This window comes from Pseudomonas sp. P4_C8 (assembly GCF_056401975.1).
The window spans coordinates 1-23,000 of record NZ_JBFUIH010000060.1 but is presented as its reverse complement, the minus strand read 5'-3'; the positions used below and the strand labels follow the sequence as shown (position 1 = coordinate 23,000).

The window sequence follows — 23,000 nt, the reverse complement described above, 5'->3', positions numbered from 1 at the left end:
GGATTCAGTTTTTCGCCACAGGCCTGGAATACTTCTGCACCTGGTCCCAGACCCGCAGGAAATTGCCGCCCCACAGCTTGGCGATATCGGCCTCGCTGTAGCCGCGACTGATCAGTTCGGCCGTGACGTTGCGGGCTTCGCTGACATCCTTCCAGCCCTCAAGGCCGCCGCCATCGTTGAAGTCGGAGCTGATGCCCACGTGATCGATGCCGATTTTCTTCACCGCATAATCAATCGCGTCGCCGTAGTCCTTGAGCGTGGCTTTCGGTTCTTCATCGACAATCGCGTAGAGCTGGCTGGCGTACTCGCCGAAGCGTTGCTCGGACCAGACGGTGATCACCGGGTCGCCGGGCATCAGCGCCATTTCCAGGCCTTGCAGCGGTTGCAGGTCGAAGCGGGCGCGCAGGGCGTTGAGTTTGTCCTGGGTGGTTTGGCTCAAGGGGCGGATGTAGGTCGGGAAGCCGACAATTTGCACCACGCCGCCGCTGTTTTTGATCAGCTGCATTTCCTGGTCGCTGAGGTTTCGCGGGATGTCCACCAGCGCGCGAGGCGCTGAGTGCGAGGCGACCATCGGCGTGCGGCTCAATTGCGCGACTTGTTCCAGGGCCTTGGTCGACATCTGCGAGACATCGATGATCACGCCGAGGTCATTCAGGCGATGCACCGCTTGTTTACCGATGTCCGACAGGCCACCGAGGGCGTCCCGCGAATCATTGAAGAACGGCAGCGGCCGCGATGAGTCAGCCCAGGCGTTGTTGCCCACGTAGCTGAAGCCGAACATGCGCATGCCGCGAGCGGCCCATGTGTCCAGCGCGTTCAGGTCGTTGCCCAGCGGGTAGGCGTTGAGCATGCTCATGAACACCGCGAACTTGCCTTCGCCGTGCAACCGGCGGAAATCGTCCGGGGTGTAGGCGATGGCGACTTGATTGGGAAAGTCGCGGACCATGGCGCTGATGATTTTGTAGCGGGTTTCCTGCTCGAACCGGGCTTCGTCGACAAAGCCTTCGGTAGGGCGATGCGGGGCGTTGACGCCGTTCCAGATTTCCGGCCAGCCGAAAATGGTCAGCGCAGCGCCGGACAGGCGTCCGCGCCCGGTTTTGACCAGGTCGAACTGGCCGCTGCCGTCCTTGTCGGCTTCATTGCCGGCGGTGCCGAAGTCCAGCGGCACGGTGACGTGGCTGTCGAAGGAGAGGATGCGTGTTTGCAGCTCATCGGCTTGTTGCATCACCTTGATCGGGTAGCCGGGGTTGTCTTTGAACCAGTGATCCCAGACCGCGTAGCCGGCAACGGCGCTGATCGCCAGCGCGAGTGGCAGGCCGAGGTAAAGCGCCTTTTTTGAACGTGGTTTTGTCATGTTCATCTCAGTCAGGTTCGTTGCCCCGGTGTGGGCGTGGGGGGGGGGGCTTTGCTATCTGGGAGGAACGAGTTATGCCGTTGGAAATTTAGGGGGGCTGATGGCCTCTTCGCTGGCAAGCCAGCTCCTACAGTGGATCTTCGGTGTACAAACAATCTCTGTAGGAGCTGGCTTGCCAGCGATGCTTTTAAATTTCCGGAGGGGACGAACGTTCTAACTTGGATAAAGCCTGCTCCATGGCTGACACAGGTAGGGCAATGACGATTTCTCGACGAGGGTTCATGGCAGGCCTGGCGCTGACCGGCGTTGCAGTGCCTGCGGCTTTTTATGGGCATCGTGAATGGACGAAAGCGGATCCGACGATTACCCCCGGCGAAGCTTCTTTTGATGTGGCGGATGTCACCGGCCAGCGGCTAGCGGACACGCTACGGGGCGTTTGGCAGATTCGTTTTGAAGGCCGTGACGCCGGGATTGAAGATTTGCCTCGTGATGGTCTGGAAGTGTTTCTTGACGTCGGCCACAAAGGGCGCGGCCTGATCGGGATCCTCGACACGGCCGAGCGTTTGCGTTCCAACGAAGCCCCGCGTTACCGGGTGCTAGGTGATCTGGCCGATGTCAAGGCGGCGCAATTGAGCTGGCGGTTGGTCAATGCCAATGCGGCGCAGGGCACCCCCGATTACGAATTCAGCATGGCGCTGGACGAAGTCTGGGCCGGTTTCGGTAACGCTGGCAGAGGCACGCTCAGTGGTCGCGTATTGAACCTTGATCGTCCGCTGATGATGACCGCGCAGGACAATCGCTTCATCGCCGTCAAACGGGTATTCCCCGAAGCCCGCGAGCGCACCGGGYTCAATGCATCGCTGCTGGCCTGGCTGATTTCGCCCGAGCATCGGCTGTTTCACCAGCTCTGGCATGCTTCTCGGGACAAATGGCACACCTTGTCCGAAGACAAACGCAATGCCTTGCGTGGCCTCGGCTGGCAGCCCGGCCCGCGCGACAAGGAGCGCGATGCCCGTGGTGCGCGCAAGGATCGCAATGGCTCGGGCGTGGACTTTTTTTTCATGCATCGGCACATGCTCGGCACGGCGCGGTCGATGCAGGACTTGCCGTCATGGCCACACTTCCCGTTGCCGCAACCGGAACTGGCCCGTGATCGCATCGGCTTCGCCCAATACTGCGACAACCACGACGGCACCGCGCTGCCGCCGACCTGGGTGGCCGACGACGATGCTGAATATTCGCAATGGGTCAGCGACATCAAGACTGCCGAGACGTATCACAGTAATTTCCAGGTCTGGGAGTCGCGCTACCGCGACCCGCGTTATCTGTCGAAGCTGACCCTGGGCCAGTTCGGTTCAGAGGTTGAGTTGGGTCTGCACGACTGGTTGCACATGCGCTGGGCCTCGGTGCCACGGGATCCATCCAACGGCCAGCCGGTGCCATTCGCCAGGGATCCGGCGGACTTTTCCGCACGCTGGTTTGCACCGGAAAACGACTTCCTCGGCGATCCGTTTTCGTCCCATGTGAACCCGGTATTCTGGTATTTCCATGGCTGGATCGATGATCGACTGGAAGACTGGTTTCGCGCGCATGAACGCTTTCATCCGGGGGAGGTGAGTCGGCTGGAGGTTAACGGCGTGCCATGGTTTTCCCCGGGGCGTTGGGTGGAAGTCGCTGACCCGTGGTTGGGGCCGAGCACCCATGGTTGCAGCACCACGCCGGGGTTGCAGGCGGGCAAGTCGGTGGAGATGGACCCCGAAACCATGAAGCTGGCGCTGCGGATAACATTTGGCGAGGATGAGAAGAAGCTGGCGGATATGTTCCGCAAAGTGCCGCAGCGGCCTTGGTATGCGCGGCATTTGAAGGCTAAGCCGGTTACCAGTTAATCAGGAATACAGCGTTATTGTTCAATCGCGAGCAGGCTCGCTCCCACATTTGTCCTGTGAACACAGTTCCATTGTGGGAGCGAGCCTGCTCGCGATGGCGGACTTTCTAACACTGAAAATCACAAAACCTGCCACCCCCCACCCAACGCCTTGTACAGTGCAATACTCGCCTGCAACCGCGACAACCGCAGCTGCACATTCAGATCCTGCGCCGCATACAAGGTGCGTTGCGTCTCCAGCACCGTCAGCAAATCCTCGGCCCCGGCCTGGTAGCGGCTCTGAGCAATATCGAATGCGGTCTGCGCCTGCTTCAGTTCCTCACCTTGCCACTGCCGCTGTTCATCCAGACCACGAATGCTGTTCAGCGCTTTTTCCACGTCGGCAAAACCGTTGATGATCGCGCCGCGATAGGTTTCCAGCAGCTCTTCCTGGCGGGCTGTGGCCTTGTCACGCTGAGCGCTGAGGCGACCATTATTGAAGATCGGTGCGACCAGGCCTGCGGTCAGGTTGTAAAACGGGTTGCGCAACATATCGGCGGCGCGGTCAGCCCCCGAGCCGATTTCAGCGCTCAAGGTCACGGTCGGCAACATCGCGGCGCGGGCCACGGTGACATTCGCCTGTGCTGCGGCCAGTTGTGCTTCGGCACGGGCAATGTCCGGGCGGCGCCGGATCAGTTCACTGGGCACGCCAGCGTCGATGGTCGGCCATGACAGTTGATCGAAATGTTCCAGGCTCAATGGCAATTGCTGCACCGGCCGGCCGAGCAGGGCCGCCAGGCTTATCGACGCGTCCTGAGCCTGTTGCTGCACCAGCGGCAATTGCCGTTGTTGCGCTGCGACCAGGCTTTTTTGCTGCGCCAGTTCCAGCGCGGTCGCCGAGCCTGAATCAAACCGCGTCTGCACCAGTTTCAAAACACTCTGCGCATTCGCCAGGTTCAGTTCGGCGATGCGGCTCTGTTCGCGCAGCGACAGGGTTTGTGCATAGCCGCTGGCAACGCTGCTGAGCAGCGTCAATTCCACCGTTGCCTGATCGAACTGGCTGGCCTGCAACGCAAACTGTGCGCTGTCGCGGGAGGCGCGCTGGCCGCCCCAGAAATCGATTTCGTAGCTGGCGCTGAGGTTGGCGTTGAAGTAATCCTCGGCGCCGTTATCGTTGTCGGCATCGAGTTGGCTATAGCCATTGCCACGCAGCAGTTTTTGCCGGTTGGCATTCAAACCCGCGGTGACCTCCGGTAGCTGCGAACCGCCGGCCACCACCGTTTCCGCCTGTGCCTGACGCACACGGGCGATGGCGGCGGCCAGATCGAAACTGCCGACACGCGCCTGTTCGATCAGTTGGTCCAGCTGCGGGCTACCGAACTGCGTCCACCATTGCTGGTTGCTGCGGGTGGTGCCTTTATTGTGCGGTGATTGCCAGTCGGCGGGCGGCTGGAGGCCGCTGTCCGGGCGCTGGGCGGGGCTGGCGCAAGCACCGAGCAACAGGCAGAGCGTCAACAGTGTGAGTGGCGGCTTCATGGCAAGATCATTCACTGGTAAGGGCCGTGACCGGGTCGAGTCGGGCAGCTTTGCGGGCCGGCATGAAGCCGAAGACAACACCGGTGGCCAGGGCGCAGCCGAAGGCGCCGAGTACCGCTATCAAAGAAAACGCGACGGCAACTTCGCTGAGAATCAACACACCGCCGACGATCAGCGCCAAGGCAATCCCGGCCAGCCCGCCGACCACCGAGAGCATCACCGCTTCGGTGAGAAACTGCCGCAGGATGTCGCGCTGTCGGGCGCCGGTGGCCATGCGGATACCGATCTCGCGGGTGCGTTCGCGCACAGTCATCAGCATGATGTTCATCACGCCGATCCCCCCCACCAGCAAGGAAATCGCGGCAATCGAGCCGAGCATCAGCGACAGGGTGTTTTGCGTGCGTGCTTCGGCCTGGATCATCGCGGCGTTGTTGGTCAGCTCGAAATCCTTCTTGCCGTTATGCAGCCGCAGCATCAACTGCTCGATGGCCATCTCAGTCTCTTTGACCTTGCGCGCATCGGCGGCGGCGATGGCCACGTATTCGGGATTATGGGTACCGAACAACCGGACGCTGGCGGCGGAGTAGGGGATGGCAATGCGGTCGTCACTGTCGGAATCGCCGGAGCTCGCACCTTTTTCCGCGAGGACGCCGACCACCTGAAACGGCACGTTTTCGATCAGGATGTATTGGCCGATCGGGTTGGCCACGTCCTTGAGCAATTTGGTCCGCACTTTGTGTCCGATCACCGCGACCGCCGCGGCGTTTTGTTCATCGGCCTCGGTGAAGTAGCTGCCTTCGACCACCGGCCAATTGAAGATCGCCGGAAAATTGGTGTCGTTACCACCGACGTAACTCAAGTGGTCGAGGTTACCGAAACGCACCCCGGCCTCCTGGCCATTGACCGGCATGATCCGCATCACTTGCGGCAGGCTGGCCACTGCCGCGACGTCATCGAGGGTGACGATGCCCGGTGCGGTACGCGGGTTCGGGGCCGTGCCGCTGAGGTAAATGATGTTCGAGCCAAAGGCGCCCATTTGCGCCATGACCTGGCGTTTGCTGCCTTCGCCCACCGCCAGCATCACCACCACCGAGGCCACGCCGATGATGATCCCCAGCAGCGTCAGCGTCGTGCGGAAGCGGTTGATCCACATTACCCGCCAGGCGGCTTGCACTGCGTCGATCAGTTCACCTTTCCACGCGCCAGTGGCCTCGGCACCTTCGCTCAGGCGCTTGCGCAGGTCCACGGCTTGCAACGCGCCGGGGTTGGCTGAGGCCTGCACGTCGGGGTTGTCGCGGGCGCTGTCGCTGATGATCAGGCCGTCGCGAATTTCGATGATGCGTTTGGCCCGGGCCGCGACTTCACGGTCGTGGGTGATCAGGATCACCACATGGCCCTGGCTCGCCAGTTCATCGAGCAGCGTCATGACCTCGGCACCGCTGTGGCTGTCGAGGGCGCCGGTGGGTTCGTCGGCGAGGATAATGTGGCCGCCGTTCATCAAGGCGCGGGCAATGGACACCCGCTGCTGTTGCCCGCCGGAGAGCTGGTGCGGACGGTTGCCGGTGCGCGAAGCCAGGCCGAGGCGGTCGAGCAGGGCGGTGGCGCGGGCATGGCGTTCAGCGGCCGGGGTGCCTGCATAGATGGCCGGCATCTCGACGTTTTCCTGAGCCGAGCCGGACGGAATCAGGTGATACCCCTGAAACACAAAACCAAAGGCTTCGCGGCGCAGCCAGGCCAGTTCGTCACTGTCGAGCCCGGCGACGTTTTCCCCGGCAAAGCGGTATTCGCCCGAAGTGGGGCGGTCGAGGCAGCCGAGGATGTTCATCAGCGTCGATTTGCCGGACCCGGAGGCGCCGACAATCGCCACGAACTCTCCCGCATGGATCGACAGGTCGATGCCGCGCAGCACATGAACGTGCGGTGAATCGCCGCCACCGTAGGCTTTACGGATGTCTTGCAGGTAGATCAGGGGCGTCTGCATTCAACCGCCGCTCCCGTCGGCAGGGCCGATCAGCAGGTGATCGCCTTCCTGTAAGCCACCGAGGATCTGCACCCGCAGGCGATCACTGATTCCGGTGCGAACTTCGCGCTGCTCGACGCTGCCGTTTTTGGCCACGACTTGCGCAGTCTGGTTGCCTGGTTCTGCGCCACCTTGCAACGCCGCAATGGGCGCGGTGAGGACGTTTTTTGCCTGGTCGGAAACGAAAAACACCTGCGTCGTCATTTCTGCCATCAATGCATTGTCAGCGTTATCGACATCGAGCAACACGGTGTACAGCACTACGCGCGCGCTGCCGCTTTTGCTCGAACTGGCCGGGCTGCCGCCACCCTGACTGGTCTGATCCAGTGGCTTGGGCGGTACAGGCAGAATCTGCCGCACGGTGCTGCTCCAACGACGACTGCCACCGCTTAAGGTGGTGAACCAGGCATTCATGCCGGGTTTGACGTGGCCGATGTCAGCTTCCGAAACTTCGGCCCAAACGGTCATGGGTGACAGTTTGGCGATGCGCAAAATCAATGGTGTCTGCTGCTGTGCGTTGAGGGTCTGGCCTTCGCGGGCGTCGAGGGCGACCACGGTGCCAGACATCGGTGCGTAGATGCGGGTGTAGCCCAGTTCGGCCTGATCGCTGCGCAGGCTGGCTTCGGCCTGACGGATCTGTGCCTGGAACATGTCGATGCGCGCCTGTGTGGCACGCAGTTCGGCCTGAGCGGTTTGCACGTCTTCTTCACGGGTGGCACCGCCGGCCTTGAGGTTCTGCTGGCGCTGGTATTTTTGCCGGGCGAGCTCGTGCAGAGCCCGTTGCTCCTGAAGCTGCGCCTTGAGGTTTTCGATGGAGAAACGCCCGGCGTCGAGTTTGGCCTGTTGTGTGGACGGGTCGATTTCCACCAGCAGCTGTCCTTCCTTGACTACGTCGCCGACCTCCACGTGAATTTGGTGGATCTGCCCGGACGCTTGAGCACCGACATCGACATAACGTCGAGGTTGCAGCGTACCCAACGCGGTGACGCTGCTTTCAATATCGCCACGGCTGACGGCCACGGTGGCGAATTTATCGCGGCCGGGCGGGATGACCTGCCAGGCGGCGACGGCGATAACGGGGATCAGACAAAGTGCTACAAGCAGGGCGCGTCGGGTGTGTCGGGGACGTTTCATGCAGGGTTCCGGCCAATGGGTATCGGCCCGTCGTTCAACCTGCGCGCAGACAATGGCGACAGCCGAACGCTGTCGGGGAGTCGACAGAGACGGGGAGCTGTCCTGTAAACGAGGAATGGGGCGGGGAATTTAGGTGTGGACACATAGGGTTACACCTGTAGCTCAAGACTATTTCTCGGGCAAGACAAAGCAATACTTTAAATCTACATGAGAATTACTATAAATTACGCACCTCGAACTGCCACTATCGTGCCACTGCCTATTTCGGCGGTCGACGAGGGGGCTCAAGGACAAAAACCGCACCCGTGCGGCCGGGAGTCATGTTGGAAAACTACTATCGCGAGCTGGTGTGTTTCCTGAACGCCAAGCTAGGCAACCGCCAGGTGGCCGAAGATGTGGTGCATGACGCGTATGTGCGGGTCCTGGAGCGTTCCAGCGACACGCCCATCGAACAGCCCCGGGCGTTTCTGTATCGCACCGCACTCAATCTGGTGATCGACGATCATCGGCGCAATGCCTTGCGTCAGGTCGAGTCGCTGGAAGTGCTCGACACCGAAGAACGCTACTTCACACCATCCCCGCACAACTGCCTCGATCACGGCCAGCACCTGCAAATGCTCCAGCGTGCCTTGGCGCAATTGCCACCACTGTGTCGTGATAGTTTTCTGTTGCGCAAGATCGAGGGGCTGTCCCACCCGGAGATCGCCGAACGCTTGGGCATTTCGCGAGCCCTGGTGGAAAAGCATATCGTCAATGCGATGAAGCATTGCCGGGTACGGATGCGCCAGTGGGACGCCCATTGATCCTTTCCCGTTAAATTTTATTTCACTGTCCTCGTTCCTACTCAACAGACGACTTGCTGACCTGCCCAAGGCCGGCCGGGTCACTTAGGCTTACTCCCCGCCGCACGGGGGTTCATCCAGAGGACACTGGAAATGACACAGGCAATTGCATCGCCCATCGTTCACGACCTGATCGGCGTCGGTTTCGGCCCTTCGAACCTGGCGCTGGCCATCGCTCTGCAAGAGCGCGGGCCGAGTCAGGGCGAGCTGGATGTTCTGTTTCTCGACAAGCAGGCGGACTACCGCTGGCACGGCAACACCCTGGTGACCCAGAGCGAATTGCAGATCTCGTTCCTCAAGGACCTGGTGACGCTGCGCAATCCGACCAGCCCGTACTCCTTCGTCAACTACCTCAAGCATCACGGTCGTCTGGTGGATTTCATCAACCTCGGCACCTTCTATCCATGCCGCATGGAATACAACGACTACCTGCGCTGGGTCGCCGCGCAATTTGAAACGCAGAGCCGTTACGGCGAAGAAGTGCTGACCATCGAGCCGGTGCTGCACAGCCAGCAAGTCGAAGCGTTGCGGGTGATTTCGCGCGATGCCGACGGTCAGCAACACGTGCGGACCACCCGTTCAGTGGTGGTCAGTGCTGGCGGTACACCACGCATTCCGCAGGCGTTCAAGTTGCTCAAGGATGACAGCCGCGTGTTCCACCACTCCCAGTACCTGGCGCAAATGGCCAGGCAACCGTGCGTGAACAATCAGCCGATGAGCATCGCCATCATCGGCGGCGGGCAGAGCGCAGCGGAAGCCTTCATCGACTTGAACGACAGCTTCCCCTCGGTGCAAGTCGACATGATCCTGCGCGGTTCGGCGCTGAAACCGGCGGATGACAGCCCGTTCGTCAACGAAGTATTCTCGCCGGAGTTCACCGACCTGGTGTTCCAGCAGGCCCACAGCGAGCGCGAACGCCTGGTCAACGAGTACCACAACACCAACTATTCGGTGGTGGACATCGACCTGATCGAACGCATCTACGGCATCTTCTATCGCCAGAAAGTCTCGGGCATCGCACGCCATGCGTTCCGCACCTTGACCACCATCGAAAAAGCCACGGCCACTGAACACGGTATCGAACTGGCGGTGCGCAACAACGCCACCGGTGAAGTCACGGTTCGTCATTACGACGCCGTGGTGTTGGCCACCGGTTATGAGCGGCAGATGCACCGTAAGTTGCTGGCACCAATGGAGCAGTACCTGGGTGATTACGAGGTGGATCGAAACTACAAGCTGATCACTGATGAGCGCTGCAAGGCCGGCATCTACATGCAGGGCTTCTGCCAGGCGAGCCATGGGTTGAGCGACACATTGTTGTCGGTCCTGCCGATTCGGGCGGATGAGATTGCCGGTTCGTTGTATGAACATGGCAAGCATCGCGGGAATGGGCGGTCGGTGGTGGACTTGTTGTTGGCGACTGCCAGTTAAATTTTTGGCGCCTGTCAGGCCGCCATCGCGAGCAGGCTCACTCCTACAATGGAACTGTGTATGCAGGGCCAATGTGGGAGTGAGCCTGCTCGCGATGGAGCCCTAAAGAACAGCACAAATGTTGAAGCTGAACCCTTCCTGAAGAACCCCACGATTCCCTCACCCCACGCCGTTCCTTCGTTTACTCTTCAAAAAGTCGGGGCATAAGCTTCGCGCGTTTTCATCAATAGCGGAGACCCACAGTGGGTACTTGTTCGAGTGACAGTAGTCGGCCGGTTTCAGTAACCGGCACCGTCTCGGCAAGATAACGCGCAGCTTTTTTGTGCCGTTGTCTCGCCGTACAGCGAGCTGCGGCCTCCCGGTCGAGCCATTCGTGGCGCGATTCCCGATGTCCTCTCATCGACACACTATCGTGTGATGGCGACTGCCTTGTCGTCACCGTCGCGACTCGACACGCCTGCTCGAAGGTTTCCCGGCTGACCCTGGGGGGGCAACGCCTTGAACCTGACCCTGCTCAAAGAGTTCTTCGCCGGATTCCTGCGCACCCGCCATATCGTCCGGCACTTCCGTCGTCTGGCGTTGCTGGAAACCTTCACCGACACCACGGTCAGCCGTGAAGTGCCACCGACGCTGGCGCAAACGCTGGTGAGTGCCGCCAACAGCGACACCGGCCAATTGCTGGAAACACTCGGCTCTCACACCGCTGGCCTGAGCGACCTCGAAGCCGCCGCACTGCGCGAGCGTTTCGGCCTCAACGAGGTCGAGCATGAGCAGCCGCTGCCTTGGTGGACTCACCTGTGGCACTGCTACAAAAACCCGTTCAACCTGTTGCTGACGCTGCTCGCAGTCATCTCCTGGCTGACCGAGGACATGAAAGCCGCCATCGTGATTTTCTCCATGGTGGTGCTCTCGACGTTGCTGCGGTTCTGGCAGGAAACCAAATCCAACCAGGCCGCCGACGCGTTGCAGGCGATGGTGAGTAACACCGCGACGGTCCTGCGCCGCGACGCACTGCGCACTGAGTTGCCGATCAAACTATTGGTGCCGGGCGACCTGGTCGTGTTGTCGGCCGGTGACATGATTCCCGCCGATTGCCGGGTGCTCAGCGCCAAAGACCTGTTCGTCAGTCAGGCGGCGATGACCGGCGAATCGATGCCGGTGGAAAAATTTCCGCGCCAGCAAGACAACGACACGAGCAACCCGCTGGACCTCGACAACATTCTGTTCATGGGCACCAACGTGGTCTCCGGCACGGCGATGGCGGTGATTCTCGCCACGGGCAACGACACCTATTTCGGTGCCCTGGCGCAACGGGTCGGTGGCACTGATCGTGCGCCGACCTCGTTCCAGACCGGGGTCAACAAAGTCAGCTGGCTGCTGATCCGCTTCATGTTCGTGATGGCGCCGCTGGTGCTGTTCATCAACGGTTTCACCAAAGGCGACTGGACCCAGGCACTGCTGTTCGCGTTGTCGATTGCCGTGGGCCTGACCCCGGAAATGCTGCCCATGATCGTCACCTCGACCCTGGCCAAAGGCGCGGTGTTTCTGTCGCGTAAAAAAGTCATCGTCAAACGCCTGGATGCGATCCAGAACTTCGGTGCCATGGACGTGCTGTGCACCGACAAGACCGGCACCCTGACCCAGGACAAAATCTTCCTCGCCCGCAATGTCGACGTTTGGGGTAACGACTCCGACGACGTGCTGGAAATGGCCTACCTCAACAGCTACTACCAGACTGGCCTGAAAAACCTGCTGGACGTGGCCGTGCTGGAACACGTGGAAATCCACCGTGAACTCAAGGTTGGCACAGCGTTTCGCAAGATCGACGAGATCCCGTTCGATTTCACCCGCCGGCGCATGTCGGTGGTGGTTGCCGAGCGCGAGCATGCTCATCTGTTGATCTGTAAAGGTGCGGTGGAGGAAGTGCTGGCGGTGTGCACGCGGGTGCGTCACGGCGTCGTTGATGAGGCGCTGAGCGATGAACTGCTGGCGCGGATTCGCCAGGTGACCGCGACGTTCAACGCCGAAGGGCTGCGGGTCGTCGCGGTGGCTGCGCGGCCAATGATCGAAGGCCGCGACACGTATAGCCTGGCCGATGAACAGGAACTGACACTGATCGGTTACGTGGCGTTCCTCGATCCACCCAAGGAAAGTACCGCACCGGCCCTCAAAGCGCTGGCGGCTCATGGCGTAGCGGTGAAAGTGCTGACCGGCGACAACGAACTGGTGACCGCGAAAATCTGCCGCGAAGTCGGCCTGGAGCAGCAGGGCCTGCTGATGGGCAACGACATCGAACGCATGAGCGACGCCCAACTGGCCGTGGCGGTAGAGACCACCAACGTCTTCGCCAAACTCACGCCGTCGCACAAGGAGCGCATCGTGCGCTTGCTCAAGGGCAACGGCCACGTGGTCGGGTTCATGGGTGACGGCATAAACGACGCTCCAGCCCTGCGCACCGCCGACATCGGTATTTCGGTGGACAGCGCCGTCGACATTGCCAAGGAAGCGGCCGACATTATTTTGCTGGAAAAAAGCCTGATGGTGCTGGAGGAAGGCGTGCTGGAAGGGCGCCGCACCTTCGCCAACATGCTCAAGTACATCAAGATGACTGCCAGTTCGAACTTCGGCAACGTGTTCTCGGTGCTGGTGGCCAGCGCGTTCATCCCGTTCCTGCCGATGCTGCCGATGCACCTGCTGGTACAAAACCTGCTCTATGACATTTCGCAGATCGTCATTCCGTTCGATAACGTCGATGAAGAAATGCTCAAGCAACCGCAGCGCTGGCAGCCAGCGGGTGTCGGGCGCTTCACGCTGTTCTTCGGGCCGATCAGTTCGATCTTCGACATCACTACCTTTGCGCTGATGTGGTACGTGTTCAACGCCAACACCCCGGATCACCAGACCTTGTTCCAGTCCGGCTGGTTCGTGGTCGGGCTGCTGACCCAGACCCTGATCGTGCACATGATCCGCACCCCGAAAATCCCGTTCCTGCAAAGCCGCGCGGCGATGCCGTTGATGGTGATGACCGGGATCATCATGGCCGTGGGCATTTTTCTGCCAATGGGGCCGTTGGCGCACTACTTCAAGCTGCAGGCGCTGCCATCGTTGTACTTCGTGTTTCTGCCAGTGATTTTACTGGCATACATGGCGTTGACGCAGGCGGTGAAGGGGTTCTACATCCGCCGGTTTGGCTGGCAGTAGATCGTCCGGAAACAATTCCCTCTCTGTGGTGAGGGAACTTGCAACAAAAAACGCCGCGTCAAGTCATCCCGAAATGGCGTTCTTGTAAGAACTTGAAATCAATTCGTTCACTTTAAGACGTTTCCTACAAGGGCTCAGGATGTTTTCATGCGCGTGACGTTTACTTGAGCCAACAGCTCTTACCTTTGTCGCGACCGTTGGATCCCATGTCCTATAAATGCTGGCGAATCCTGATCGCCGAAGAACAGTACATTCGTTGCAGAAACATCGAGAAAACCCTTAACGAACTAGGCTATCGCGCCTTCACGCTGACGACCTCGCTCCAGGAACTGTTGGCGTTGACTCACTACTCCTCGGAGCCCCCCGAACACTTTGATCTGATGATCATCAACGGTGAGCTATTGGCGACATCGGGTATCGATCCGGTGAGGTTTTTTCAGAGAAACTCTCAGATTCGTCACGGGGTGATTTACGATTCGCGACGCGGTCTGCCGAAGGCAGAGACAATTTACGCCAACCACCGACGCCAACTGAGCCTGATCCGCACGCTGGATCGACAGACCCTTGGCATGCTGCTGGAGCCGCTCGATGTTTGGGAAATTTCCGCCAAAACTTGCGACGTTTCCTAACGAGGCGGGCGCCCGATTGGGGGGTTTTTGCACTGGCTGCAACCGCGCGACGAATCACAGATCTGGCCATGAGCCTTCGTTGAAATCAGAAAGGGAAACCGAATTTTCAGGAAAAGTCCTACATAAACCGGTATCAGGCTTCCGTAGTCTTGCGCCCCACCTTGGTACCCGGCGGACCTCACTTTGACGAACAAAGCATTACGAATCCTGATTGCCGACGAGCAACACTTTCACCGGATGAAGGTCGAGCGCCTGTTCAACCATTTGGGCTACTACCGGGTGGCACCGGTTCAAAACCTTGAAGAACTATTGACCCTGGTCGAGTACGGTTGCGAACCGTTTGACCTGGTGGTCATCAATGCCTCTCTAGCCGCTGGATCACTGGACCTGCGCGGGTTCTTCCTCGACAACCGCCAGGTTCGTCATACCCTGATTTTCAACGACCAGCCTGCGCAATCGGCGTCGATGCCTTTGCGCGTAAAACAGACGATTCATGTGAGTCCTGTGGCGCTTCCTGATCTGATGTGCATCCAGCGCCTGATGTCGAGCGTCGATCCGTACGCGACATCTCCTGACGGTGCGATACCCGCAAATGGTGAGTTGAACCGAGGTGACCGTTCGTCGGAACTGTCATTTTTGACAGGTGGTTTTCATCTCCTGGCCATGTAAGAGTTTTCTCGCAGATGCTGCGGGCATTCCGGACATTTCCGGCGGGCATTCGTGGCCTCATCGTCGATTTTTTGCACAGGGAGTTGCCATGAAGTCAGTGCTGATTGTGGACGATCATCCGGTGGTTCGCGCCGCAGTCAAACTGGTACTTGAACGGGAAGGTTTCAAACGGATTCATGAAGCCTCCTGCGTCGGTGAGGCATCGGTGATACTCCGTGAGCACAACGTTAATCTGGTGATTCTGGACCTGGTGATGCCCGGCGGTAACGGGCTGGACGTACTGGAGCGCATCAAAGTCAGCAACTTGACGTGTGTGGTTCTGATATTCACGTCTCTTGACCCGCTGTTTTTCCAGGAGCGTTGCATGCGCGCCGGGGCCCTGGCGTATGTCGCCAAGACCAACGACCTCAGTCAATTGCACAAGGCCATTCACGCGTTGATGGCCGGGTACACCTATTTCGCGCAACTGCCCAGCGTATCAATGGACGCGCTGCAGCAAAGCGAAAAACAAATGATCGATAAACTCTCCAACCGCGAGCTGACCATCCTCCAGTACCTGGCCCGGGGGACCACAAACAAGGCCATCGCCGAGGCGATGCACCTGAGCCACAAGACAGTCAGTACCTACAAGACCCGTTTGATCGAAAAGCTCGGCGTGAAGGCGGCAGTTCACCTGCGCGATTTCGCCATACGCAATCACTTGATCTAAGGGGGCCTGAACGTGCGTATTCTGTTGTGCGCCTTGATGCTATGCCTGGTACCGCCGACGCTGGCCGCCCAGGATAACGAGCCGAAGTCCTTGCAGCTGCTGGGGCGTTCGACGGTGGAGGGTTACGAGTTCCAATTGGATGAAAAGGACCGGCAATGGCTGCGCAACAAGCGTGTCCTGCGCCTTGGGGTGAGCGGGCCGGACTACCCACCTTTCGAAGTCACGCGCAATCATGATGAGCTGGAAGGCATCACCGCCGACTACGCCCAATTGATTGCACAAATGTTGGACATCCCGATTGAAGTTCGGCGTTATGGTACGCGGGAAGCGGCCATGGAGGCTCTGAAATTCGATGCGCTTGATCTACTCGGGACCTCGAACAATTTCGAAGCGGCCGACCCCGAGTTGATCTTGTCCAGTTCCTATGCAGAAGATCAGCCGATGCTGGTTACCCGACTGGACGAGCGCATGCCCGAGGATCTGGCGGGTAAACGCATCGCCATGGTCGATGACTATCTGCCTGCGCGAACGGTCGAAACGTTTTATCCCGCGGCGAGTCTGCAACGTTATCCATCCGCGCTCGATGCACTTGGCGCGGTGGCGTACGGGCAAGATGACGTGTACCTGGGGGACCTCATCAGTGCCAACTACCTGATCAACAATAATTACCTCAATGACGTTCAGTTGTTGGGGCCTTCCGGGCTCGACGCCAACCCGTTCGGCTTTGCCATGGCCAGGGACAACCTGCCTCTTAAGGACATCATCGACAAGACGTTGGCGGCGATCCCTTTGGATCAACGGGCGGCTATTGATCAGCGCTGGAGCGCCGGCAGGGTCAACAGGTTAAGTCAGTCGCGAGTCAATTTGAGCGCCAGTGAACAGCATTGGCTGGACCGTCACCCACAGGTGAATGTCGGGGTGGTCGAGAACTTTGCGCCGCTGTCATTCTTCAATGCCGAGGGGCAATTCAGCGGGCTGACCGCGCAATTGCTGACGCTGATCAGCCAGCGCAGCGGTTTGAACTTCAACGTGCTACGGGGCCGGTCCCTTGACCAACAGATTCAGCGACTCAAGGCTGGCGAGATCGACGTCATACCCGCCATCATCCCGGCCACCGAAGGTGTCTCGGATCTGCACTTTACCAGCCCCTATGTGACCAATCCGTACACGCTAGTCAGTGCAAACACGCCCGATAGTCCTAAGACGCTGAATGGCTTGGCCGGTAAACGCCTGGCGATTTATCACAACCACCCGGTGCGCGCATTCATTCAGTCGCGGGTGCCAGGCGTGCGCATGGTAGATGTTGAAAACCCGGCGCAAGGTCTGGAATTGGTCATGAACGGACAGGCCGACGCGGCAGTCAGTTCGTTGTTCATGACACGTTACCTGATTGCCCGCTATTACCAGGGACGTTTACGGATCAGCAGCACCGTGGGCGACGAACCGGCGCGCATCGCCATGGCAATGGACCGCGGTGCTCCGGAATTGCAATCGATCTTGAACAAGGCGTTGCTGAGCATCTCGCCCGAAGAAATGGACGGTCTGGTCGCCCGCTGGGGCAATGATGTGGTGGTGGATGACAGCTATTGGCTTCGTCACCGCCCAGCCATTTTGCAGGCGTTTGCCGCCGCCGCCGCGTTGCTCTTGCTGGCTTTGGGCTGGATCACCTGGCAGCGCCGGCAGATCCGCCAACGTCAACGGTGGTTGCAACAATTGCAGGACGCCAAGGACGCCGCCGACGACGCCAATCGCGCGAAAACCACGTTTCTGGCGACCATGAGCCACGAAATCCGTACGCCGATGAATGCCCTGATCGGCATGCTCGAAATGGCCGGGATGCGGGCGAAGGAGGGCGTCGCCGATCGTTCCGCCCTGGAGGTAGCGTCCACTGCCGCGCAGCAGTTACTGGCATTGATCGGCGATATCCTGGACATTGCCCGCATCGAATCCGGCCATTTGTCCCTGGCGCCCGAGCGTGTCAATTTGCATGCGCTGGTGGCATCGGTGTGCCGGGTGTTCGAAGGCCTGGCTCGGGAGAAAGACCTGGCATGGCGAGTTGACCTGGACGAGCGCAGTGATCGTGACGTGTTGATCGACCCCACGCGTTTCAAGCAGGTGCTGTCGAACCTGTTGAGTAACGCGATCAAGTTTACCCATGCCGGTGAGGTGAGCCTGGCACTGCGGGTGGTGCCGGGGATTTCAGGTCATCTGGCGGTGAACGTACATATCGAAGACAGTGGTATCGGCATCAGCGCGGTTGATCAGCAGCGTTTGTTCAGCCCGTTCGTCCAGGCCGGCAACAGCCAACAGTCGGGCCGCAAGGGTTCCGGTCTGGGGTTGGTGATCAGTCGCACCCTGTGCGAAATGATGGGGGGGCGGCTGGTACTCGACAGCGTCCTTGGGCGGGGCACTCAGGCCGACATCAGTCTGTCGCTGGTGGCGTTGAAAGCCTTGCCACCCTGTGATGCGGTGGACACTGGATTAGCGCTATCCACCCGAGCGCTGACGATTTTGGTGGTCGATGACTATCCGGCCAATCGCTTGTTGCTGAACCGTCAGCTGAGCTATCTGGGGCACCGTGTCATAGAGGCCGAGGATGGTGAACAAGGGCTCGAACAATGGCGCGCCCATGAGTTCGATGTCGTCATCAGCGACTGCAATATGCCTGGGCTCAGCGGTTATGAATTAGCGAGCGCAATTCGTGATGAAGAGCGCGCCTATGGATTGCCGTCCATCCTCATTCTGGGGTTTACCGCCAATGCGCAGCCTGAAGAAAAGATTCGATGTGTGGAAGCGGGCATGGACGACTGCTTGTTCAAACCCATCCTGCTGGTGGATTTGAGCGCCTGGCTGGCATCACGATTTTCAAGTGAGACGCCGATCCCGGTCGACACGCAAGCCTCCCGTGAGATGGACTTGACCGGCCTGGAGCTTTACGTCGGTGAAGACCGCACGCTGATCAATCAATTGTTGCGCGAGTTGGCCGAGACCAACCGTGATGACCGCAATCATCTGCTGCAAGCCCATGCCGGTGACAATCGCCCGCGCCTCCAGGAGCTGGCGCACCGCATCAAGGGCAGTGCGCGCATGGTGCGCGCAGAACGTTTGATCGAGTGTTGCGAGGATCTGGAACGAGCCTGCGCCGAAGGCCGCGCGGCGCTGATCGACAAGGCCGTCGATCAGTTGCAGCACGCCATGAAAAGTCTCGGGCAGCACCTCAAGCGTGACTAGCGAGGTGCGATGCCTTTAAGGCTGGTCAGCCGCTGGCCGCGAAGCGGTCTGACGCCTTACCCCCGAGCCTCAAGAATCATGCAAGTTGTCGACCCCGTTGCATACAACCGCCCATCCACATCATAAATCCGCCCCTCGGCCAGCGCGGTCGAACGTCCCAAGTGAACGATCTTGCCTTCGGCGCGTACTGGCCCGCTGGCACCCGTCAGTGCGCGCACATAACTGATGCGCAGATCCAGCGTCGTATAGCCCTGACCCTTTTTCAGCTGCGTATGAATCGCACAACCCATACACGAGTCCAACAACGTCGCAGCATAGCCGCCATGCACGCTGCCCAGCGGGTTGTAATGGCGCGCGTCCGGGGTGCCCTGAAAGATAAACATCCCGGCCGACCATTCGATGGGGATGAAATCCATCAGCGCGCCAATCGGCGGCGACGGCAGCTCACCGTTACCGATGCCTTCGAAGAATTCGGCGGGCGACAGCGCACTGACGTCGGCCATGGACAGGCTGCCAGGGCCGGCAAGCCGGGCGCGCATGGCGTGTTCCTGGGCAATCCATTGAGCGAGCGTGGCTTCGCGGGTGGGGCTTTGCATAGACATGTCCTCGGGCGGTGCGGATATTATGGTTGTAATCCAGATCGATATTATGTCCGAAATAAAAACTCTGCCAGCGCCGCGTGTCGCGTCACATCAGGCGATGTCAGCGTGGTTGAACTCCTCTCCTAGAAAGTCGATCAACGTACGCACCGACGGCAGCAGTCCACGGCGAGAAGGAAAGATTGCATGGATGATTCCGCATTTCGGTGCCCAACCCGGCACCAGGTTGACCAGCCGACCGGTCGCCATGTCATCGCGCACCACTACGCTCGGCAGGTGCGCAATGCCAATACCCGCAACCACCGCGTGACGCAACGCGAGCAAATCATCGGTGACCATGCGTGGCGTATGTCGAATCAGTGCGCTGGCGCCTTCGGCACCGAACAATTCCCACTGATATTCACGCTGGGCGGCTCCCCAATGCAGGCTCGGCAACCCGCTCAGGTCGGCGGGGGAGGCGGGGGACGACAGGCGTTCGGCCCAGGCCGGGCTACCCACCACGCACTGGGTGCTGTTGCCCAGAACCTTCATCACCATGTCGGTGTTTTCCAATGGCGGAAAGCGCACGCGCAGGGCGATGTCGAACCCTTCGTGGATCAGGTCGACCCGGCGATTGGTGCTCTCGATAAATAATTCCACCAGCGGGTATTTGAGCATGTAGCGCGTCAGCATGGGCCCGACCCAGGAGTTGAGCAGCGCCGTCGGGCAACTGATGCGCACCAGGCCTTGAGGCTCGGAGCGATTGCGTTCGATCAGTTCGGCGGCACTTTCTGCTTCGACGCGCATGGCCAGGCAACGCTGGTAGTAGGCCTGGCCGATTTCCGTCAACGAACAATGGCGACTGGTGCGATGCAGCAGGCGAACACCGAGGCGTTCTTCAAGCTCGGCGATGCGTCGGCTGAGCTTCGATTTAGGCATGTCCAACGCCCGACCAGCCGGGGCGAAACCGCCGTGTTCCACCACTTGAGTGAAGTAGTAAAGGGTGTTGAGGTCTTCCATCATCGTTCCCCAAATAGAACGCAAAGGCTGATTTTTGCAGTCTAGCGCACCAAAGGTTCGAGTTTTAAGCTTTGTCCATGGCTTCACTCACCTCATCAGGAGACACCATGAAAAACATCATCGGTATCTACACCAGTCCACGCTCCCATTGGGTCGGCGACGGCTTTCCAGTTCGTACGCTGTTTTCCTACGACAACCTGGGCAAGCACATCAGCCCGTTCCTGCTGCTGGATCATGCCGGTCCTGCGCAGTTCACCCCGACCACCGAACGACGTGGCGTTGGTCAGCATCCGCACCGTGGTTTCGAAACCGTGACTATCGTTTACAAGGGCGAACTGGAACACCGTGACTCCACCGGCAGCGGCGGCACGATCGGCCCCGGCGATGTGCAGTGGATGACCGCTGCTTCGGGGATCCTGCATGAGGAGTTTCACTCCGAGGGTTTCGCCAAATCCGGCGGCACTCTGGAAATGGTGCAGCTATGGGTCAACCTGCCGGCCAAGGACAAAATGGCCGACGCCGGTTATCAGACGATCCTCGATGGCGACATCCCGAACATCCCGCTCAAGAACCTGGCCGGCAGCCTGCGCTTGATCGCCGGTGAGTTCGACGGCCACACCGGTCCGGCGCGCACATTCACACCGATTGACGTCTGGGATTTGCGTCTCAAGGGCGGCAAGTTGTTGACCCTGGACCTGCACGAAGGTCGCAACACGGCATTGGTGGTGTTGCACGGCACGGTTCAGGTCAATGGCCAGGAGTCGGTGCGCGAAGGTCAGTTGGCCCTGTTCGATCGCGATGGCGATCAGTTGACCCTTGAAGCCAGCCAGGACGCGGTGGTGCTGTTGCTCAGCGGCGAGCCGATCGACGAGCCGATTGTCGGTCACGGCCCGTTCGTGATGAACACCGAGCAAGAAATTCACCAGGCTTTCGCCGACTTCCAGTCCGGCCGCTTCGGCCAGATGCACGGTTAACCCGTAGCGCTTCAACAACCCGCTCTACACAGGATGCGTAGGCCGGTTCTCAGGCCAGGGATGGCTGTTGCCCAAACGAAAGAGGAAACGCACATGAGTACCATCAATGCGGCCAACTTCAACGGCCAAAAACCGACCATCGATCCCAACGACAGCGCAATGCTGTTGATCGACCACCAGAGCGGGCTGTTTCAGATCGTCAAGGATATGGACGTGCCGCAACTGCGCGCCAACGCGATTGCCCTGGCCAAGGCCGCGACCTTGCTGAACATGCCGGTAATCACCACGGCCTCTGTCCCACAAGGACCGAACGGGCCGTTGATCCCCGAGATTCATGAAGCCGCGCCGCATGCCCGATACGTGGCGCGCAAAGGTGAAATCAATGCCTGGGACAATGCTGAGTTTCATGCCGCGGTGAAAGCCACCGGCAAGAAAACCCTGGTGATCGCCGGTACGCTGACCAGTGTTTGCCTGGCGTTTCCGTCCATTGCGGCGGTGCATGAAGGCTACAAAGTGTTTGCCGTGGTCGACGCCTCCGGCAACCACTCGAAACTGGCCACCGATCTGACAATTGCCCGATTGGCACAAGCCGGGGTGGTGCCGATCGACATTATGGCTACGCTCTCTGAGCTGCAAGGCTCATGGAATCGTCCGGATGCCGAGCAGTGGGCCGCGGTCTACGCCCAGGCCATGCCGCATTATCAATTGCTGATCGAAAGCTACCTCAAGGCTCAGCAAGTGGCGAATGAACACGAAGTGCTGGACTCCCAGCGTTAAGCGGATACCCCACGCCGAGTTCCCACTCGGCATCGATAACACGCGAGGACTACTGCAATGACCACTTCTTACAAACGTCTCGACAAGAACAACGCCGCCGTTTTGTTGGTTGATCACCAGGCGGGTCTGCTGTCTCTGGTGCGCGACATCGAACCGGACCGTTTCAAAAACAATGTGCTGGCCCTGGCTGACCTGGCCAAGTACTTCAAACTGCCAACCATCCTCACCACCAGTTTCGAAACCGGTCCCAACGGCCCACTGGTGCCTGAGCTCAAGGCGCTGTTTCCGGATGCGCCTTACATCGCCCGTCCTGGCCAGATCAACGCCTGGGACAACGAAGACTTCGTCAAGGCGATCAAGGCCACCGGCAAGAAACAACTGATCATCGCCGGCGTGGTAACCGAAGTCTGCGTGGCTTTTCCGGCACTCTCGGCGCTGGCCGAAGGCTTTGAGGTGTTCGTGGTGACTGACGCTTCCGGCACCTTCAACGAACTGACCCGACAATCGGCCTGGGACCGCATGTCGGCCTCCGGCGCGCAGTTGATGACATGGTTCGGCCTGGCCTGTGAACTGCATCGCGACTGGCGTAACGACGTGGAAGGGCTGGCCACCTTGTTCTCCAACCACATCCCGGACTATCGCAACCTGATGACCAGCTACAACACCCTGACCAACAGCAAATAACTGCTGACAACTTAGATCCCCTGTGGGAGCGAGCTTGCTCGCGATAGCGGTATAACAGACACCTATTCAGTGACTGTCACACCGCTATCGCGAGCAGGCTGATCTGGCCTAATGAAATTGGACACATCAATAGGGCGCTATGATGGCGCCCAAATCTAAGGTGTGCATGATGATGCGAAAGTCCTATTCCAGCGAGTTCAAGCTCAATGCTGCAAGCATGGTGCTTGATGAAGACCAGCCCATTCTTGAGGTCTGCGCCAACTTCGATATCGGCCCTACTGCGTTGCGCCGCTGGGTCGAGCAGGTCAGGAAAGAACGTGCAGGCTCGACGCTAGCGGGAACAAAAG

The 23,000-nt window shown here is 59.6% G+C and carries 18 protein-coding genes; 12 read left to right on the top strand and 6 right to left on the bottom strand.

All coding sequences use genetic code 11. The features are described 5' to 3' along the window. Positions 1-4: 4 nt before the first annotated feature. Positions 5-1,354, bottom strand: coding sequence for a pyoverdine-tailoring dipeptidase-like protein PvdM (pvdM, locus tag AC1DWM_RS26810; RefSeq protein WP_477796587.1), 1,350 nt, complete (start codon positions 1,352-1,354; stop codon positions 5-7). A gap of 257 nt (positions 1,355-1,611) precedes the next feature. On the opposite strand from pvdM, the gene pvdP reads away from it, so the two are divergent. Beyond that, positions 1,612-3,240: a pyoverdine maturation tyrosinase PvdP gene (gene pvdP / locus AC1DWM_RS26805; RefSeq protein WP_477796586.1), complete on the top strand. Its 1,629-nt coding sequence runs from the start codon at positions 1,612-1,614 to the stop codon at positions 3,238-3,240. Positions 3,241-3,359: 119 nt separating this feature from the next. Here pvdP and AC1DWM_RS26800 read toward each other — a convergent pair whose 3' ends face one another. Genes AC1DWM_RS26800 through AC1DWM_RS26790 form a run of 3 tightly spaced genes read right to left on the bottom strand, consistent with a single transcriptional unit; the run spans position 3,360 to position 7,908 of the window. Then, the gene (locus AC1DWM_RS26800) at positions 3,360-4,754 is read right to left on the bottom strand and encodes an efflux transporter outer membrane subunit (RefSeq protein WP_477796585.1); all 1,395 of its coding nucleotides are present in this window, start codon (positions 4,752-4,754) and stop codon (positions 3,360-3,362) included. 7 nt (positions 4,755-4,761) lie between these two features. Then, the gene (locus AC1DWM_RS26795; RefSeq protein WP_477796584.1) at positions 4,762-6,735 is read right to left on the bottom strand and encodes a MacB family efflux pump subunit; all 1,974 of its coding nucleotides are present in this window, start codon (positions 6,733-6,735) and stop codon (positions 4,762-4,764) included. Then, complete coding sequence (locus tag AC1DWM_RS26790; RefSeq protein ID WP_477796583.1) at positions 6,736-7,908, bottom strand: efflux RND transporter periplasmic adaptor subunit; 1,173 nt, start codon at positions 7,906-7,908, stop codon at positions 6,736-6,738. A 320-nt stretch (positions 7,909-8,228) separates the two neighbouring features. Between AC1DWM_RS26790 and AC1DWM_RS26785 the strand changes: the two genes are divergently transcribed. From AC1DWM_RS26785 to AC1DWM_RS26755, 7 genes are all read left to right on the top strand, one after another. Continuing rightward, positions 8,229-8,711, top strand: coding sequence for a sigma-70 family RNA polymerase sigma factor (locus AC1DWM_RS26785; protein ID WP_477796582.1), 483 nt, complete (start codon positions 8,229-8,231; stop codon positions 8,709-8,711). Positions 8,712-8,843: 132 nt separating this feature from the next. Next, a complete protein-coding gene (locus AC1DWM_RS26780; protein WP_477796581.1) occupies positions 8,844-10,181 on the top strand; it encodes a lysine N(6)-hydroxylase/L-ornithine N(5)-oxygenase family protein in 1,338 nt (445 codons plus the stop codon). A gap of 498 nt (positions 10,182-10,679) precedes the next feature. After that, positions 10,680-13,382, top strand: coding sequence for a magnesium-translocating P-type ATPase (gene mgtA / locus AC1DWM_RS26775; RefSeq protein WP_477796580.1), 2,703 nt, complete (start codon positions 10,680-10,682; stop codon positions 13,380-13,382). A gap of 206 nt (positions 13,383-13,588) precedes the next feature. After that, positions 13,589-14,011, top strand: a complete 423-nt coding sequence (locus AC1DWM_RS26770) for an ANTAR domain-containing protein (RefSeq protein WP_223514351.1) — start codon at positions 13,589-13,591, stop codon at positions 14,009-14,011. 183 nt (positions 14,012-14,194) lie between these two features. Further along, a complete protein-coding gene (locus AC1DWM_RS26765) occupies positions 14,195-14,680 on the top strand; it encodes an ANTAR domain-containing protein (RefSeq protein WP_223514353.1) in 486 nt (161 codons plus the stop codon). Positions 14,681-14,768: 88 nt separating this feature from the next. Next, positions 14,769-15,389 (top strand): response regulator, encoded by a 621-nt coding sequence (locus AC1DWM_RS26760; protein WP_477796579.1) that lies wholly within the window; start codon positions 14,769-14,771, stop codon positions 15,387-15,389. A 12-nt stretch (positions 15,390-15,401) separates the two neighbouring features. Then, the gene (locus AC1DWM_RS26755) at positions 15,402-18,620 is read left to right on the top strand and encodes a transporter substrate-binding domain-containing protein (RefSeq protein WP_477796578.1); all 3,219 of its coding nucleotides are present in this window, start codon (positions 15,402-15,404) and stop codon (positions 18,618-18,620) included. Positions 18,621-18,676: 56 nt separating this feature from the next. Here AC1DWM_RS26755 and AC1DWM_RS26750 read toward each other — a convergent pair whose 3' ends face one another. Next, a complete protein-coding gene (locus AC1DWM_RS26750) occupies positions 18,677-19,216 on the bottom strand; it encodes a PaaI family thioesterase (protein WP_223514361.1) in 540 nt (179 codons plus the stop codon). A 96-nt stretch (positions 19,217-19,312) separates the two neighbouring features. Continuing rightward, complete coding sequence (locus AC1DWM_RS26745; protein WP_223514364.1) at positions 19,313-20,218, bottom strand: LysR substrate-binding domain-containing protein; 906 nt, start codon at positions 20,216-20,218, stop codon at positions 19,313-19,315. Between the two features lie 107 nt (positions 20,219-20,325). Here AC1DWM_RS26745 and AC1DWM_RS26740 point away from each other — a divergent pair, with 107 nt between their 5' ends. The 4 genes from AC1DWM_RS26740 to AC1DWM_RS26725 form a co-directional block, all read left to right on the top strand. Beyond that, on the top strand, positions 20,326-21,192 hold the full coding sequence (locus tag AC1DWM_RS26740; RefSeq protein ID WP_477796577.1) for a pirin family protein: 867 nt from the start codon (positions 20,326-20,328) through the stop codon (positions 21,190-21,192). Positions 21,193-21,285: 93 nt separating this feature from the next. Continuing rightward, the gene (locus AC1DWM_RS26735) at positions 21,286-21,969 is read left to right on the top strand and encodes an isochorismatase family protein (RefSeq protein WP_223514370.1); all 684 of its coding nucleotides are present in this window, start codon (positions 21,286-21,288) and stop codon (positions 21,967-21,969) included. Positions 21,970-22,026: 57 nt separating this feature from the next. Then, entirely contained in the window at positions 22,027-22,653 is a 627-nt protein-coding gene (gene ycaC / locus AC1DWM_RS26730; protein WP_223514373.1) for an isochorismate family cysteine hydrolase YcaC, read from the top strand. A gap of 166 nt (positions 22,654-22,819) precedes the next feature. Further along, positions 22,820-23,000: transposase (locus tag AC1DWM_RS26725; RefSeq protein WP_477795727.1), on the top strand; the 181-nt coding region annotated here is incomplete at its 3' end.

Bases quoted from the DNA above. Each gene is read 5' to 3' on its own strand.
- pvdM (WP_477796587.1), bottom strand. From the start codon at position 1,354: ATGACAAAACCACGTTCAAAAAAGGCGCTTTACCTCGGCCTGCCACTC.
- AC1DWM_RS26800 (WP_477796585.1), bottom strand. From the start codon at position 4,754: ATGAAGCCGCCACTCACACTGTTGACGCTCTGCCTGTTGCTCGGTGCT.
- AC1DWM_RS26795 (WP_477796584.1), bottom strand. From the start codon at position 6,735: ATGCAGACGCCCCTGATCTACCTGCAAGACATCCGTAAAGCCTACGGT.
- AC1DWM_RS26790 (WP_477796583.1), bottom strand. From the start codon at position 7,908: ATGAAACGTCCCCGACACACCCGACGCGCCCTGCTTGTAGCACTTTGT.
- AC1DWM_RS26785 (WP_477796582.1), top strand. From the start codon at position 8,229: ATGTTGGAAAACTACTATCGCGAGCTGGTGTGTTTCCTGAACGCCAAG.
- AC1DWM_RS26780 (WP_477796581.1), top strand. From the start codon at position 8,844: ATGACACAGGCAATTGCATCGCCCATCGTTCACGACCTGATCGGCGTC.
- AC1DWM_RS26770 (WP_223514351.1), top strand. From the start codon at position 13,589: ATGTCCTATAAATGCTGGCGAATCCTGATCGCCGAAGAACAGTACATT.
- AC1DWM_RS26760 (WP_477796579.1), top strand. From the start codon at position 14,769: ATGAAGTCAGTGCTGATTGTGGACGATCATCCGGTGGTTCGCGCCGCA.
- AC1DWM_RS26750 (WP_223514361.1), bottom strand. From the start codon at position 19,216: ATGCAAAGCCCCACCCGCGAAGCCACGCTCGCTCAATGGATTGCCCAG.
- AC1DWM_RS26745 (WP_223514364.1), bottom strand. From the start codon at position 20,218: ATGGAAGACCTCAACACCCTTTACTACTTCACTCAAGTGGTGGAACAC.
- AC1DWM_RS26740 (WP_477796577.1), top strand. From the start codon at position 20,326: ATGAAAAACATCATCGGTATCTACACCAGTCCACGCTCCCATTGGGTC.
- AC1DWM_RS26735 (WP_223514370.1), top strand. From the start codon at position 21,286: ATGAGTACCATCAATGCGGCCAACTTCAACGGCCAAAAACCGACCATC.
- ycaC (WP_223514373.1), top strand. From the start codon at position 22,027: ATGACCACTTCTTACAAACGTCTCGACAAGAACAACGCCGCCGTTTTG.